We start from the raw sequence: 16,242 nt of genomic DNA, 5'->3' as shown, positions 1-16,242 counted from the left end.
CTTCAGCTAAGCAGTTAGACAGAACTTTACGAAATTAGAAACAATTCATTCCATCTCCCTGAATATTTAGACTGTTCTTTTCCTATTCCATAATCCAATAAACTTAGCGCAATTCCTGCTGCCCCTTGCAGTACTCCTATATTATGAACATGAGTACTTCCCTCCAAATCCCGGTAACCAAATGGGAGCTCTTCATCGTATAGATTTATTAACTTTAATGCTATTTGGTCGGCAAAGCCTAAAGCAGCTTGATTACCAGTGAAGTAATAGAATCTATGAGCCATATGAAGCAAACCCGCTAATCCGTGGCAGAAAGTGGGGGATAGCCTATTTAAAAGCTCATCATCCAAGCAAAATATAGATTTCATAGCTTGTTCGGCTATCTTTTTCCATTCTTCATTGCTACACTCCATTCCTGCTCTGCATAAAGTCCATGCTATTCCACAGGTTCCATGGCACCAGCCTTCGATTTCTCTCTTTCCTTCTTTGTTATCCGTCTTGTACATTGAAGTTGCTTGAGAATTTACAGGCCAATACAAACCATATTGATCCTCCTGAATTTGAATAAGCAAAAAATCGACTATATGTTTAATAGCCTCTAGTAATCCTTCAACTTCGATCTTTTTTTGCAGGGCAGTGACAAGCAGTGCAAGGATTCCAGTGATACCATGTGACAAACCTAGTTGGATGACGCTCGAATCTTTTCTTGCCGCCCAATGAATATATTCAGGTATGAAGCGTATTATAGTACCTAATAATTGATGAGACAGATTACATATCACTTCTTCTTCTGGAATCTCCAAGGTGTACCTACCTACTCCAAGTAGGCCGTTAATGACGTCCATCTGCTTATCAAACTCTGTAGCTGTACCTATGACGGGTATTTCCTTACATTTATCAGCTATATATTTATTTAGTTGAGAGAGTAATTGGTTATAATTAGCCCTGTTATTGGAAGCTAACAATATGCTATAAGCCACTCCTGTCGTTCCGTAATAAAGAGAATTATGAGGTAGCAATAACAAAGAGTTAGAGTGCAAGAACAGCAATTGGGTATGCACAAGCCCTGCCCAATCTTGATCTGGCTCTAGATGATCCCATTCGGCCAACAACACCAAGACACCTGGTATTCCATCAGCAAGAGAGCCTGGATTCCATGGGGTCATTCCACGCGAAGGTGACAAGTTGCTTGTATGATTAACTATCTTTTCTGTGTATGATAGGTCAGATAATTTTTGTGCTATACACTTACTAATTTCAACTGATCTTCTCTTCAAATCTTTGACCATAAACCCTCCCATCTGCATAACTGGGAAAAGACACGGTCATAGAAACCGTGCCTTTAATTCCATATTTTCCTTTTACTAACACGTTTTACAGAAGCTAAGGCTAACCTGACAATTCAAAGTACCTGTTGCGCATGAAGGAGTACAGATAAGACCGCTTGCTGGTTGTACCTCTTTAGGAGCAACCTCTTTTTTGGCTACTTGCAAGTCCAGATCAAATTGATTTTTCATCTTGTTACCTCCTTTTATTTTTTACAATTTCATTATAAGTTATCCAATCTTAACTAGACTTTATAATCTTCTTACATTTATCTTAATTTCAACAAGTACATTTAAGATAAACTTACGTTGTTTTTTTGTATTTTTAAGGACATTTCATTAAAATTTAGTAACAATATAATAAAAAAAATAAAGGGGCATTTATATGAAAATGGATAGTATTATTATTCAACCATCCGATCAAGCTCGTGCAAGAGATATCAGTAAAAAAATTGCCTTACGTCTATGCGATCCGAAATCCGTCTATAAGGCAGTCCATGTAGAACACAATGTTTCACCGGAAACAAAATACCATCCTTGGGGAGAAACTTCACTTTCTCATGGTTATCCTGGTAATATCCATTTACTATCCCAATGGCGTACAGCAGATCCCTTGTATGATTGGAATGAGGCCATCCATTTGAACATGACTCGAATTCAATCTTCAATTGCTAATAATGGTCTTAATGATATCTCGCTTTTCAGTGGTTGGGCAGGTATCGCTTCTTCTGTACATGAAGCTTCTAATCATGGTGAATACTACGGTAATTTCTTACAACAAATCCATCTATGGATGATTCCCTTAATGAAACATTGGCTTGAGTCGAGTACAGAACATTTAGGTCTGCACGAAGGAATGCCAATGCAAACCTTTGACACTATTTCAGGGGCTTCTGGGATCGGAAGATATATTTTGATGAATTCAACCGATCCTATATGCTCTCCTCTTGTTGAGCCAATTCTTCAATTTCTAACCGAGCTCACACATCCTATCAAAATCTACAATTACTATGTTCCAGGCTGGTACTCTCCGCAAAAATTTCAATTTTTGGATCGAGATAAAAACAGCTATCCCCTCGGCAATTTTAACTGTGGAATGGCGCATGGCATTCCTGGCCCGCTGGCTCTATTATCTGTTGCTTATAGTGCTGGAATTGAAGTAAGAGGCCAATATCAAGCCATTGAAACGATTACAGAATGGCTACTCAAATATAAATATGAGGACACATACGGCTGCTACTGGCCACATATTGTCCCTTTTGAAGCTGAAACAGCCTCTTTACGGTCTGATTTGAAACGTGCAAGAGAAGCCTGGTGCTATGGAACACCTGGTGTCGCCTGTGCCCTATTTCTCGCGGGAAAAGCTCTTCATAACGAGGATTTGCAAAAATTAGCTGTTAGGGCTTGTGTCGGTGCAATCTCCTATGAGGTAGCTAAGTGGGAAATGGACTCCTCTGCACTCTGTCACGGGATTGCTGGTATACTCATGATAAGTTGGCGAATGTGGTGCCACAGTAAAGAACCCGCCTTTATCCCACTTATTCAACAATTATCAGGCCGTCTGCTTGATCGCTTTCAAGCGGATAGCCCACTTGGGTATCTTGATCCTGAGCCAAGGGCAGACGGCTCTCTGACCTGGCTGACAAAAGCAGGCATGCTTGAAGGCGCCGCAGGAATTGCTGCTACTTTATTAAGTATTTCTGAAAACAAGGAGATAGCTTGGGATTACATCCTTATGCTCTCCTAACTACGACCAGTCCCTATTCATAAACATCTTTCTTCCACCAAATAGATAGGCTAAAAACGTAAAAAGTACAATCAAACCAAGACTATAAGGCTCAACTCTAGGAGCATAGCTCGCTGTTTGCGGCAACATGATATAATAAGGAATCGTAAAAGGGAACCATGCGCCTATGGAAGAGTGAAAGCCTGTCACAACAATATTAGGCACCACACAGCAAATAGCCATGCCTAGTGAAGCTCCAAAATTGCGAATTTTTACCGAGAGCATAAGCTGGAGGGCTGCCAATGGTAGAATTCCGAACCACCCTCCCCATCCGGTAGAAAGGACGAGCATCCAAGGGATTTTTCCTGGTGCACCTGCTATATACCCACCTACAAAATAGCCTACTATGAATGTAAGCTGATCAAGAAACAGTATCAGAATGAGCAATATATATTTTGCATAATAGATTCGCTGACGGGGATACGGACTGCTCAATAAAATCTTCCATCCCCCGTCTCGATGTTCGTATGCGCACAAAAGAGAAGCAATAATTCCACAATAAAGTGGATAAAAAAACATCGAGTGAAATTGCGCCGCATAGGTGTATAGCATTAACCAGCTAGGCTCATAAAATTGCTTCAAATCGTTCAGTTCCAGGACTCCCATTAAAGAATTGATAACCGCATCTAATATAATGAGAATCCATACCATGACCCATTGAAGCTTCATCGCTTCCACGCGTAAAATGGATCCCATACTTCTCCTCCTCCTATTTGAATTCATGCTTTCTAAATTGTAGAGTACCGAGTCCTATGAAGATGACCCCAGCACATAAAGCAATGATCACCCACATTACGTATCCCTTTATTAGAGGACTTGATAGAGCCGGATACGACCAAGGCAATAATTTAATCCAAAGAATACTTGTTCGTGCCAAAAACAAGCTGGAAATAGAACCAAATATGCCAAATGCTAACGGGAATGCCTGATTAATAAAAAGCGTAGACAACCAAAGTTGAATTGCGAGTACAGGCAGAGTAGCCAAGCTGGCGTTAATCGGCTGTAGCAACATAACTCGCCAAGGAATGGGCTCGTTTGTATACAACACCCAGATGAGACTCATCCCTGCTATCGTGATCAAGGCGGTGCCAAACTGCAAAATCACAATCCATAACATTTTGGATAAGTAGATGTAGCTTCTGGGAACCGGCATGGCCATAAGCTGCTTCCATGTTTGGGTATCATGCTCTGTACCCGCCATAATACTTGCTAGAAGTGTACCGCCAAGCAGCATCACAAACGAGATGAACATAAACATAACCGCAAAACCAGCATAGACCCCTCCTGGCCCCTGACGAAAGTAGAGATACCATTCCATGACAGTCATCCCTGTAAGGACGCAGCCCTGTATTAGAGGAAGCCACCAGCATATTTTTTTCAGCTTATATCCTTCGGCCCTGATCACTTGGAGTATCATAAGCTTCGCTCCTTACCCGTCAGCTCCAGGAATATTTCCTCCAATGTTTTTTTCTTCTCCCTTACCCGGTAGACGGGGTGATTGTGTTCCACCAACACTTTGATCATTTCCGATGATTGTTGCCGATCCACAATAGGAGTTATGACCTCTTTTTGCTCCATGGATTCAGCTCCGGCAATCCATCCATGCTGCATCAGGGCTCCAGCAGCCTGAACAGGATTTTGGGTTTCAATGAATAATTGAGGCTTGCTTTTGTCTGTAAGTTCTTTCATCGTTCCCTGGAAAATCATTTCCCCTTGATTGATAATTCCTACATAGGTTGCGATCTGTTCGATTTCACTTAATAAATGGCTCGAAACCAATACCGTCATTCCGTAAGCATCAGGCAGGCTCATAATTAACTCCCGAATTTCCTGAATACCGGACGGATCCAAACCATTCGTCGGCTCATCAAGAATCAACAATTTGGGATCGGCAATCAACGCCATAGCAATTCCTAGCCTTTGCCTCATCCCCAAGGAGTATCCTTTTACTGGACGATACGCATCCTTGCTTAATCTCACCAAATCCAGTACTTTATGAATTTTTCGGGTCGGCAACCCACGCATCGTTGTAACGATTTCCAAATTTCGATATGCTGACAAATGGGCATAATAGGCAGGCGATTCAACCAGAGAACCTACATCCTTTAATATTTCCATGCGATGATCCTTGAGCTTTTTCCCAAAAATCTCAATATCCCCGGATGTGGATTTAATCAGCCCGAGGAGCATACGAATCGTGGTTGTTTTCCCTGCTCCGTTTGGTCCCAAAAATCCGTAAATTTGCTTCTCAGGTACCTGAAGATTTATTTGTTTGACAAATTCTCGTTTTCCAAAACGCCTGGTTAGCTGCTGTGTATGTATTACATATTCAGACATTTCCTGATCTCCTCTCGACTTTTAATGCTGAAGTTTTAGTTACATACAGTTTACTGAAGGAAAGTTAACATCAGGTAAACAGTTCCTAAACAACAGGCAAAAAAACGAGCGGACTCCAAAATGTGAGGGCACAGATGTTAAAGAGTTACCTATTTAGCGGCAAAGTAATTTCCACCCTGGTACCCTTTTTACTTCCCGGAAGAATATGAAGCGTTCCGTTATGAGCTTCAATAAAGCTTTTGGCAATAGGTATGCCATGCTCTTTGGAATGAGACACCTGTATACATTCAGTTGGATTCATTCCTTTTCCATCATCTTCGATCGAAATATGAAGCTTATCGCTCTCTTTATTTACATCCATTGAAATATGTGTACCTGGAGGATTATGAATGATTGCGTTCATCAAAAAATTTTTCAGCGCTCTATTTAATAATTTACTATCGAAGGGCATGGTACACACTGCCTCCAATGACATAAAAGAAAATTCATACTGCTCGGCCGAAGGGTGGTTAGCGATATCTAAGACCGTATTACGGAGAAACTCCACAATGTCCTCCTTCTTCAACTGAATCGGCAAGGCCCCCTCCTTGAGCTGCATAGAAGCATTTAAATCCTGAATCAACTGCTTCATCTCCGTCACTTTCTCACTGATAATCATACTAAAGCTTCTTCTTTCTTCATCAGACCAATCATACTCTTGAGTAGTCAGCATGGCTGCATATCCTTCAATATAGGATAATGGTGTTTTGAGATCATGGCTTACGCCTGCTACCCACTGTTGTTTTCGCTTTTCTATTTCCATTCTCTCTTCCTCATTACTGCGCAATTGAGCAGATAAAATGTTCATTTGTTCAAAAACTTCCTTATACAACTGATACGGAGGTTTATAACTATTTCTCTGATTTTTTTTGCGCTCTGGCAGTTCTAGCTCACTTAGCGGTGCCTGGAATTCCCCTGTTGCTATATTTCCAATCCATTTAATGACATACACCAAGGGTTTGCCTATATACCATCCATAGACAACTATGAACACAACACTCTGCACGATTCCAAGTCCGATCCAGAAGAGATCAATATTCATATTATGAGATGTATCCAATGTACTTTTTATAAAAATATATATAACAGTACAGATCAGAAAACAAAGAATATAGGCTAGGGCAAAGCACAATGTTACTTTGATAAAACGAAAGGATAACTTGACCAGGGAGTTCATTCCTGCTCCCCCCTCTTGACTGATATCATTTTATAACCTAGCCCTCTTACATTAACTAAAAATTGCGGGTGCTTGGGATCGGGTTCTATTTTTTTTCGCAAACGGGAGATATGAATGACTACTGTCTTTTCATCCCCCAAGAAGGTCTCGCTCCATATTGCTTCGTATAGATGCCGTACACTGAATATACGGTTAGGATGCTTGCACAAAAATACCAGCAGCAGCCATTCCCGTGCAGGACAATCGACCTGTCGGTTTTGCACATACAGTACACCTGATTCCAGCTCCAAACAGAAATATCCATAATCTATAGTTTGTAAGGCAGGCTTCATATCCGCTGTTGTCACTTTTCGATATTTCATTCGAGCTTTTATACGTGCAACAACTTCCAACGGGTTAAACGGTTTGGTAATATAATCGTCCCCCCCAATCCCAAATCCCATTAATTTGTCCAGATCTGTATCTCTTGCTGTCAAAAAAAGAATAGGAGCTTCCGTGAGTAGACGCATCTGACGACATACTTCAAACCCATCGCGATCAGGGAGCATAACATCAAGCACAATCACATCAACATGAGATTCCATCACGATTTGCAGCGCTTCTTGGCCCGTGGCCGCATGCTTAACATGAAGAAATCCTTCTTTTTTTAATACCGTTGTCAGCATATCTCGCAGTCCCTGTTCATCGTCTACGATAAGCACTGCAATTTCTTCCATAACCAAGGTTCTCCATTCTTTTTTTACATTTTTTACTTTCATTATAAAAGCAAACGGGCAGAATTTAAATCGAGTTCCATCACATATCGTACATCCCCGTGAATATACTTAATAACCAACAAGGCCAAACTGTGCCGTGTATCCACTTGGGGGGTGCCTAACAATGACGGAACCACGCCAGCCATATTCATTCGTCGTATCCCGTGAAGATTGGTCGCTGCATCGCAAAGGGTACCAGGACCAGCAACGCCATCAGCAGAAGGTCAAAGATGTCATTAAGCAAAATCTACCCGATCTGATTACGGAAGAAAATATTATAATGTCGGACGGTCAACAGATTATCAAAGTGCCGATTCGCAGTCTGGACGAATATCGTTTCATTTATAATTACCAGAAACAAAAGCACGTAGGCCAAGGGGACGGCGACAGTCAGGTGGGGGATGTCATCGGACGTGATCCTGCTTCCCAGAAGCCAGGTAAAGGTGAGAAAGCAGGCGACCAACCAGGATACGATATTATGGAAACTGAAGTCAGCATAGAAGAACTCGAAGATATGCTGTTCGAGGAGATGGAGTTACCACATTTGCAGCAAAAAGATAAGGATCAAATCGAGGTTGAATCTATCGTATTCAATGATATACGTAAAAAAGGCATGCAAGCGAACATTGACAAAAAGCGAACCATCCTCGAAAATTTGCGTCGCAACGCTCGTGAGGGGAATCCAGGCATTCATCATATTAGCCCGGACGATCTTCGCTACAAAACATGGGAAGAGAAAACCATTCCCCAATCCAATGCGGTAATTATAGCTATGATGGACACCTCAGGCAGCATGGGATCTTTTGAAAAATATTGCGCCCGCAGCTTCTTTTTCTGGATGACCCGCTTTTTGCGTCGCCAATATGAAAAGGTGGAAATTGTCTTTCTCGCGCATCATACCGAAGCCAAGGAGGTTACGGAGGAAGAATTTTTTACTCGTGGTGAAAGTGGCGGCACAATCTGTTCTTCTGCCTATTTGAAAGCATTGGAGATTATCGACAAGCGCTATCCTCCTTCGACTTATAATATTTATCCCTTCCATTTCTCCGATGGCGATAACCTAAGCTCAGACAATGAACGGTGTGTGAAACTAATTGAGGAGCTTATGAAACGCAGCAATATGTTCGGCTATGGAGAAGTGAACCAATATAATCGCAGCAGTACGCTGATGTCAGCCTACAAGAATATTAAGGCAGATCAGTTTATGTACTATGTCATCAAGGAAAAAGGTGAGGTATACCAAGCCCTACGCACCTTTTTTCGCAAACGGGAAGGGGGAACGGTGAGATGAGCACCGATCAGAAAGAGCTGGAATACGCGATATCAGAAATTATGGAGATTGCTGATGGATTCGGGCTCGACTATTACCCAATGCGCTATGAGATTTGTCCGGCGGATATCGTATACACATTCGGCGCGTATGGTATGCCTACGCGCTTCAGCCACTGGAGCTTCGGAAAAACATTTCACAAGATGAAAATGCAGTACGATTTTGGATTGAGTAAAATCTATGAGTTGGTCATCAACTCCAATCCCTGCTACGCTTTCCTGCTGGATGGAAATTCTTTGGTGCAAAATAAACTAATTGTCGCTCATGTGCTGGCGCACTGCGATTTTTTTAAACACAACGCCCGCTTCTCGGCCTCCAACCGCAATATGGTCGAGAGCATGTCTGCCACCGCAGAACGGATCAGCAGCTATGAAATGGAGTACGGCTCAAAGGCCGTAGAATCCTTCATTGACTCTGTACTGGCGATACAAGAGCATGTAGACCCACAGCTCATCAAACCAAGGCATCTAGATAAACAACGATACATGGAACTCAAAATCAAGGAGCAAAAAGAACCTAAAAAGCACCAGCGTCCCATCGGACCTTACGATGATCTGTGGTCACTAGACACAGTAAAGCAGCATGATTCAGCCGAGACCGAGGGGATCAAGGTACGCCAGTTCCCACCGGAACCTGAAAAGGATATTGTCTGGTTTATTCAGGAATTCTCCGAGGTACTGGAGGATTGGCAGCGGGACATCATGACGATGCTGCGGGACGAAATGCTGTATTTCTGGCCCCAAATGGAAACCAAAATCATGAATGAAGGCTGGGCCTCTTATTGGCATCAACGGATTGTCAGGGAACTGGATCTGACTGGGGATGAAACTGTTGAATTTGCCATGCTGAACGCTTCCGTGGTGCAGCCTTCCAAGCAAAGCTTGAATCCGTATTATTTGGGACTGAAAATATTTGAAGATATTGAAAAGCGATGGGATAACCCGACCCTCGAGGAGCAAGAGCGCCAAGGACGCAAACCGGGCGAAGGTCGAGTTAAAATGTTCGAGGTGCGAGAGTTTGATTCGGACACCTCTTTTATACGCAATTACATGACCAAGCAGCTAACAGAGGATTTAGATTTGTACGTGTTTGAGAAACGGGGACCGGATTGGAAAATTACCGATAAGTCCTGGGAAAACATACGGGATCAGCTTGTGTTCTCACGCGTAAATGGAGGCTCCCCTTACATCGTCGTTGAGGACGGAGACTATCTGCATACGGGCGAGTTGAAGCTCAAGCATCAGTATGAAGGCATTGAGCTGGATTTAAAATATATGGAGCGCACGCTTCCATATGTATATCAACTGTGGGGGCGTACCGTTCATTTGGAAACGATGATTGAGGGGAAGCTCGCCTTATTTTCATATGATGGGAAGAAACATCATCGTAAATTTGTATAGTGATCCACAATCGAATAGCCAGCCTAATTAAAAAAGGTGCATTCCGAAGAAGGAAATGCGCCTTTTTTTACTATTTTTTCTTAAATTCGACGATGTAGCTTTGATTCAATTGCTTTTCACCTTCAGAAATATTTTGGTACATGGATAAAAATCGGGCAGATGGGCTCCATACCGTTGGGCTGTCATAGGATTGAATATCAGTCGTAACGGGAGTGGTTTTACCTGTGGACTGGTCAAATACATATAGTCCTCTCATACCTTGCTGATCCTCATCATAAATGGAAAAAGCAAGTTTGGTCCCATCGCTGGACCAGCTTCCACGACTCATTAAAGTACCTTGGCCCACGATCCCTTTCTCTTTGCCTTGTTCATCCAAAATGATCATACGAGCTGGTTCGGATGTATTCCATTTCCGCTTTTCAGTAGCAATAGACTTACCATCAAGTGACACAGCAAAGGACATAGCCCCCTCTGCAATGGTTACAGCCTGAGGGTGATTGAGGGTAAACCGATTCAGCACCGGATATCCTTGCTTATCATTGCCTGTATAAAAAATGGCGTTACCCACCTTCTCGACATGAGCAATTAATTCTGAGTGATTCGGATCTTGAAAGCTTAGTTCTTTTGCTTTGCCGTCCAAACCAATCAGATGTATCTTACCGTCTGGTGTACCTGTAATGAGATGATCCTCATCGCCCCAGCTCACTTCGTTAGTCATGTCCAGCTGACCAACCGATGTAACCTTACCACTGCTGAGCTCTAAAATATAGCCCTGGATATCATACTTGCTGCTGGCACTGCCCTCCGTAAAAAAGACATGGCGTTGATCCGGTGATACCACAGCAAGTAACTGTAGAGCGTTACGACCTGGTGTTAAAACTCGTTCCTTGTTGGTCTTTACATTATGAATCCATAACCGATTCTGACGCTCCACAATCAATTCTTCATCACTCAGCCATGACCTCGCGTAGACATCTCCCAGCTTATCGATAGACTGTACCACCAGCTCGTCCGATACTTGTTGCCGAGCCGCATCCATATCAATCACAGTAAGCTTTTGTCCTGGTTTCATACCAGATGATGGATGGGTCTCTCCTGCGCTTTTTATACCGCAACCGCTGAGCAACCCTCCGACGAGCAAGCCAGTCATGAGCAGCCCTGTGACTTTGTGTCTGAAAAAGCGTGCATAGGGATGTTCGAGCCGCGGAAGGCCGTTCTTTTGCCCATAGCTGTCTAATTTTTTCTTCATCATGTATAACGGCCTCCTTGTTATCGTTACCCCAGCTTAATGCCTGAACATCTCATGAATACATCGGATTGTTTCCAAGTTGTAAACAAGACACCAATTGCAGTCCTATAGTCATAGAGCGGTCCAATTACTGAAAGCCATTGTGAACCAACAAAGGTAGCTTGAGCGAAAATTCATTGCCAGTTGCACCTGAATGACCATTGCTACTCTCCAACTCATTTTCATCCGAAGCTGTAAGCTGTAAATCACCACCCATGCGCTCCGCCAGTCTTCGCGCCAGAGGCAGACCAAGTCCCGTACCACTGTCCTGACGAGAACGATCATGGCTTAAGGTAGCAAACGGTTCAAAAATCATATCCCATTTTTCCCGAGGAATCCATGGACCGGAATTGCGCACATATACTGTTACGGTGTCCTTTTCCACTCGATTGGATAACGTAATCCAGCCTGCGTCCCGATTGTATTTCACTGCATTATCCAGCAGATTCAGTACAATATGCATCAGATGCTTGGGGTCTCCACATACCTTGGCAGGAACGGTATCTATCGAAAAATTCAGTCCGCGTGCCGCAGCCTTCCCCCGGATTCGGCTTCCAGCATCTTCGAGCAGCAAATGCAGCTCCACTTCCTCCGTATGTAATTCAAAATCATATTTGTCCAGCACAGATAGTCTCAGTGAGTCCTCGACAAGCTCATACAATCGTTTTGTTTCCTTACCGATACTTTCTCTGGCTTCACGCACCAATTCGGGATCATCCCCATACATATCCAGCAAATCAGCATAAGCCTGAATAGAGGTCAACGGTGTCTTCAGTTCGTGACTGATATTGCCGATAAAAGCCTTTTGCTGCTGCTCCAACTCTCGCAAACGCTGAACCGCTTCTTCCAGCCGAAGCTTTTCATTTTCGAGCGCGGTAATACTCGCCCGGATCACATGACTCATCTGGAGCATCCCTTCATCCAGCTTTCCCAGTTCGTCCTGCCGTCGCAGCAATCTCGCTTCTGGATAGTGCCCTGCCGATATCTGCTCAGAAGCGCGAGTCAGTCGTCCGATGTCCCTCGTCTGGCGGCTGACATAGCCTAAGCCCAAAATAAAGCTTAAGACTAGCACCGCCCCTCCTGTCCATAAAAACAAGCGGGCAATCGCCTGGTAGAACTGCTGCTGCGCTTCTGTTGAGCTATGAAGCTGTACCACTCCCAGCAGGCCGTCTGGACCTTGAAGCGGAGCCAGATAAGTAACCGAGCTCCCTTCCGTAATATATGCAATTTTTCCTTGGAGTGCGTAAGAAAGCGCCTGACTGATATCTGTTCTATAAGCCAGTGGTAGAGAGTTCCCAACCTCATACCCTCGAGCATCATATAAAATAACGCGCATATTACTGGACACACCGAGGTCCACGGCAAGCTGCGGCGCTTGCTTTTTCATGAAGTCTTCGGGTGATTGGCGAACTCCCAACAGGTAAGACTGTTTTACGCGCATCTCCACGATTTCAGCCTGACGTTTTAAGCCTCGTTCCATTTGCTCTGTCTGATTAGCACGAATACCGGTAAGCACGAGCCAACTCAGCACTCCGACTGTAAATAACAGTAAAGCCGCGAGTACCAGCGGAAATTTCCAGCGCAGGCTCAAGCCTGTACGCTTACGTTTGCGCTTCTGCGGATCAGCAGACTGCAAGCTTTCTTGTGGACGGAATGAATGGTGCTCGTTCACGTCATTTTCTCCGCCTTATAGCCGATTCCATACACAGTTTGCAGCATCGACTGGTGCGGCTCCAGCTTTTTACGCAGGCGCTGGATATGAATATCCACCGTCCGCGTTCCCCCCACATAATCGATGCCCCATATTTGTTCCAACAGATCGTCCCGTGTATACACTCTCCCAGTATGGGACACCAGCAGAGCCAGTACATCAAACTCCTTGGGTGTCAGCTCCAACGCCCTGGCTCCAAGTTCAGCTGTTCGGCTGGATGGACGCACTCGTAATGGACCCAATATGACTTCTGTTCCTTCCGTCGCAGGCGCTCCTTCTCGTTCTAGTCTCCGTACTAATGCCTTAATACGTGCAATCAGTTCTCTCAGGTCAAACGGCTTGCTCATAAAATCGTCTGCGCCCAGTTCCAATCCGAGCACCTTATCGACGATATCGTTTTTGGCGGTTAGCAATAAAATACCAATCCCCTTCCGGCTTTCCAAACGGCGGCACACCTCATATCCACCCAGTTTGGGCATCATCACATCCAGTATAAGTACATCCGGGTGGAACAAATGTACTTTTTCCAAAGCATCCTCCCCATCAACGGCAGTTTCCACCAAAAAGCCTTCCCGCTTTAACGCATAGGCCAGTGCATTCCGGATACTTTCCTCATCGTCCGCTATCAGTATTCTTTTATCCATGTCCTTCCCTCCCTGCCCAAAAAACGTTCAACTAGCTGTGTTCCCGCAAATAATAATGAATTAGACATGTATGGCATATAAATTGCTCGCGTGAATCATTAAGATCAAAATCCGTCATGTCGCGTATCCGTTCCAGTCTGTATTTTACCGAATTACGATGTATAAAAAGATAATTTGCTGTATCTATCAGACTGCCCCTATGTTCCAAATAATAAAATAACGTTTTGAGTAAATCACTGCCATGTGACCGATCATACTGCTGAAGTCTCCCCAGCTTACGTTCGAACAAATTGGCAAATTCCTTTTTGTCCATCGCTTCTCCGAGCATATAGTGCATCTCAATATCACTGTATTTGCATACACGTTGATCAGGGTACAAACGCTGAGATACAGTAATGGCACGGCGTGCTTCATTATAGCTTTGCAGCAGCTCCCACAGCTTTTTGGGGCTTCCGATGCCTAAATAATATTCTGCGGTTCCCCAGGCTTTTTCAGTTGACCAATTTTTCAGCGTATCACTCCAGGACATTTCGGGGTCAGAGTCCGGTCTGCTCTGGTGATCATTCGACTGAAGAGTCGGCAGAAATAATACCGCCCGATTAGAACGGAACTCAATATGAGACACCACACGTCGTCGGGTCGATTCCATACTAAGCAACCCGGAAAGTATTTCTTCTGGTGGAGCTGCAGCACTTTCCAGTACAGCCACCTCCCAATTATATTCGGGGTTGAATCCCAATTGACGACCTCTCCGCTCAACCTCATGCCGCAAAGGCAACGGGGGGGTCATTAGTTCATCTATAAAATTTCCCCGTAATCGGCTTTCCGTATCTTCTACTGCTTTCTCACGCATTAATTCCAATGCCATCACCAGACGTGCCTGCTCAATACCAACCTGTTCCATATCATCCAGCTCATTGCGGGCAATAACTAGCTTGGCAACTGTGCGTTTATCTACATTAATAGGAAAGTGACGAGCATCTTGCACCTTGGCCCAATTCCATCCTTGCGGTGATGTCACAATGGCTTGTCCTCCATTATCAATCAATGCAACCGGCGCTTTAAACAGCTCTGCAATATTATCACTTACAGCCTGTATGCCGCTGTTCTCCAACACCATTGTCGTTAATGTTCGATAAATTTCTTCTGACCGTCGCAGCAATTCTGCCTGTCGGTTCAGCACCATATCCATGACACGCTGTGTAATATCTGTATAAGGAATATCGGCTGGGATTTCAATCACAGGAAGGCCGCAGGCATTGCTTTCTTCAAGTGCACTTCGGGGGATTTCCGTTAGAAATCGGGTCGGTTTGATCACAAGCGCCGCTGCCCCGCCCTGATGCAGCAATTGAATAATTTGACACAATACCTCGGGCTCATGACGGATAGAATAAGCCGTTGTCATCAACAATACACCCTGCCGGACCCAGCCCTTCAGATCGGGGACCTCCATAATATCAATAAACCGGACAACCCGGCTGAGCCCTTGTTCTCCGCTTAATACCTTTGCCTCCTTCAACACGGGTATTGCCATGAGCTCTTGAACTGTTACACCCGGTATTTTCATAAAGACAGACCACCCTGCTTTTTTATTTTGCAAAATCCCTACTTCATCTAATTTTCAGGATAGTGTACCAAAAAAGCGTACAAAACAAAACCTTTAACCCTTGGTCCAGATTACTCTCATTCTATCGAGCCTAACTGGCAAGGCTTCAAAACAACACAAATACACCGACTTTTATCGAAAAAGACGGTGTATTTATTGAAGTTTTATGAAGTTTAAAACCGATCCTAGCTGCTATTCCTCATCATGCGGTTGCCAGCGTACCGAAGCCGCTGCACCAAGTGCCACAATCGGATCAATCGCACGAATGCCCAGCTTACGCTCCAATTCCGCGGCAAAATTCATCGTGACAAAGCCAGTGCAGGCAAGCACAATAACCTCAGCGCCTTTCTCCTGTAGCCGCAGCGCCCCTACCATGGCAGCCTCTTTGCCTTGTGGCGTGTTCAAGTCCAGTGTCGTTCGCACACCCTCGGGACGCTCCGTACCGATATAAGACTCGCCTAATATACGGCGAATGAATGGAGGAGCTGCGTCCAGAATGGTCAACACACCTACCCGTCTGGCCGATGTCAGAGCCAAGAGTGCCGCACAGGACCCCGCCCCGTGTACAGGCACAGCTACAGCCTGGCGGGTTTCCTCTAGCCCCGGATCAGCAGCGCAGCTAATGCCGATGGACGTACAGCCTCGCTCAACAAGTTGTTGCGCCGCGAGCACAATTTTAGGCACCGCCTCTCGGTCTGTGATATCATCATAGATTCCTTTCGGCTGATCGGGGATACACACACTAGTAACAGGTAGCCCGTAGCGCTGCTCAATGACCCGGCCATGTAAGTCGATTGTTGCTTTGTCCTGCATAGTAATCACTCTGATAATGCCGAGCATGATG

The 16,242-nt window shown here is 44.4% G+C and carries 15 protein-coding genes; 3 read left to right on the top strand and 12 right to left on the bottom strand.

The annotated features are described in order from the left end of the window. Positions 1-26 precede the first annotated feature (26 nt). Both ABEW32_RS19205 and ABEW32_RS19200 read right to left on the bottom strand, forming a co-directional pair. The gene (locus ABEW32_RS19205) at positions 27-1,289 is read right to left on the bottom strand and encodes a lanthionine synthetase C family protein (RefSeq protein WP_430190734.1); all 1,263 of its coding nucleotides are present in this window, start codon (positions 1,287-1,289) and stop codon (positions 27-29) included. 75 nt (positions 1,290-1,364) lie between these two features. Then, positions 1,365-1,517 (bottom strand): gallidermin family lantibiotic, encoded by a 153-nt coding sequence (locus tag ABEW32_RS19200; RefSeq protein ID WP_430190731.1) that lies wholly within the window; start codon positions 1,515-1,517, stop codon positions 1,365-1,367. A gap of 193 nt (positions 1,518-1,710) precedes the next feature. Between ABEW32_RS19200 and ABEW32_RS19195 the strand changes: the two genes are divergently transcribed. Continuing rightward, on the top strand, positions 1,711-3,072 hold the full coding sequence (locus tag ABEW32_RS19195; RefSeq protein WP_430190728.1) for a lanthionine synthetase C family protein: 1,362 nt from the start codon (positions 1,711-1,713) through the stop codon (positions 3,070-3,072). On the opposite strand, the gene ABEW32_RS19190 is transcribed toward ABEW32_RS19195, so the two are convergent. From ABEW32_RS19190 to ABEW32_RS19170, 5 genes are all read right to left on the bottom strand, one after another. Beyond that, on the bottom strand, positions 3,073-3,807 hold the full coding sequence (locus ABEW32_RS19190; protein WP_430190725.1) for an ABC transporter permease: 735 nt from the start codon (positions 3,805-3,807) through the stop codon (positions 3,073-3,075). Positions 3,808-3,820: 13 nt separating this feature from the next. Beyond that, on the bottom strand, positions 3,821-4,528 hold the full coding sequence (locus ABEW32_RS19185) for an ABC transporter permease (protein WP_430190722.1): 708 nt from the start codon (positions 4,526-4,528) through the stop codon (positions 3,821-3,823). Beyond that, positions 4,525-5,448: an ABC transporter ATP-binding protein gene (locus tag ABEW32_RS19180; RefSeq protein WP_430190719.1), complete on the bottom strand. Its 924-nt coding sequence runs from the start codon at positions 5,446-5,448 to the stop codon at positions 4,525-4,527. Before ABEW32_RS19180 ends, ABEW32_RS19185 begins: the two co-directional genes overlap by 4 nt. 145 nt (positions 5,449-5,593) lie before the next feature. Further along, the gene (locus tag ABEW32_RS19175; protein ID WP_430190716.1) at positions 5,594-6,529 is read right to left on the bottom strand and encodes a sensor histidine kinase; all 936 of its coding nucleotides are present in this window, start codon (positions 6,527-6,529) and stop codon (positions 5,594-5,596) included. Positions 6,530-6,660: 131 nt separating this feature from the next. Continuing rightward, positions 6,661-7,380: a response regulator transcription factor gene (locus ABEW32_RS19170; protein ID WP_430190714.1), complete on the bottom strand. Its 720-nt coding sequence runs from the start codon at positions 7,378-7,380 to the stop codon at positions 6,661-6,663. Positions 7,381-7,543: 163 nt separating this feature from the next. On the opposite strand from ABEW32_RS19170, the gene yhbH reads away from it, so the two are divergent. Continuing rightward, complete coding sequence (yhbH, locus tag ABEW32_RS19165; protein WP_430190712.1) at positions 7,544-8,710, top strand: sporulation protein YhbH; 1,167 nt, start codon at positions 7,544-7,546, stop codon at positions 8,708-8,710. Next, positions 8,707-10,149 carry a SpoVR family protein gene (locus ABEW32_RS19160; RefSeq protein ID WP_430190709.1) on the top strand — a complete coding sequence of 481 codons (1,443 nt, stop codon included), beginning with the start codon at positions 8,707-8,709 and terminating at the stop codon, positions 10,147-10,149. Before yhbH ends, ABEW32_RS19160 begins: the two co-directional genes overlap by 4 nt. Positions 10,150-10,219: 70 nt before the next feature. On the opposite strand, the gene ABEW32_RS19155 is transcribed toward ABEW32_RS19160, so the two are convergent. From ABEW32_RS19155 to ABEW32_RS19135, 5 genes are all read right to left on the bottom strand, one after another. Beyond that, positions 10,220-11,401, bottom strand: coding sequence for a WD40 repeat domain-containing protein (locus ABEW32_RS19155; protein ID WP_430190707.1), 1,182 nt, complete (start codon positions 11,399-11,401; stop codon positions 10,220-10,222). Between the two features lie 124 nt (positions 11,402-11,525). After that, positions 11,526-13,109, bottom strand: coding sequence for a sensor histidine kinase (locus ABEW32_RS19150; RefSeq protein ID WP_430190705.1), 1,584 nt, complete (start codon positions 13,107-13,109; stop codon positions 11,526-11,528). Then, a complete protein-coding gene (locus ABEW32_RS19145; protein WP_430190702.1) occupies positions 13,106-13,792 on the bottom strand; it encodes a response regulator transcription factor in 687 nt (228 codons plus the stop codon). The genes ABEW32_RS19150 and ABEW32_RS19145 overlap by 4 nt, the downstream gene beginning before the upstream one ends. A gap of 31 nt (positions 13,793-13,823) precedes the next feature. Next, a complete protein-coding gene (locus ABEW32_RS19140; protein ID WP_430190699.1) occupies positions 13,824-15,359 on the bottom strand; it encodes a PucR family transcriptional regulator in 1,536 nt (511 codons plus the stop codon). A 231-nt stretch (positions 15,360-15,590) separates the two neighbouring features. Beyond that, positions 15,591-16,238 (bottom strand): aspartate/glutamate racemase family protein, encoded by a 648-nt coding sequence (locus tag ABEW32_RS19135; RefSeq protein WP_430190697.1) that lies wholly within the window; start codon positions 16,236-16,238, stop codon positions 15,591-15,593. Positions 16,239-16,242: the final 4 nt, after the last annotated feature.

Origin of the sequence: Paenibacillus jamilae (assembly GCF_050482105.1) — a bacterium.
Lineage (GTDB): Bacteria > Bacillota > Bacilli > Paenibacillales > Paenibacillaceae > Paenibacillus > Paenibacillus jamilae_B.
This window is presented reverse-complemented; position numbering and strand designations above follow the sequence as displayed.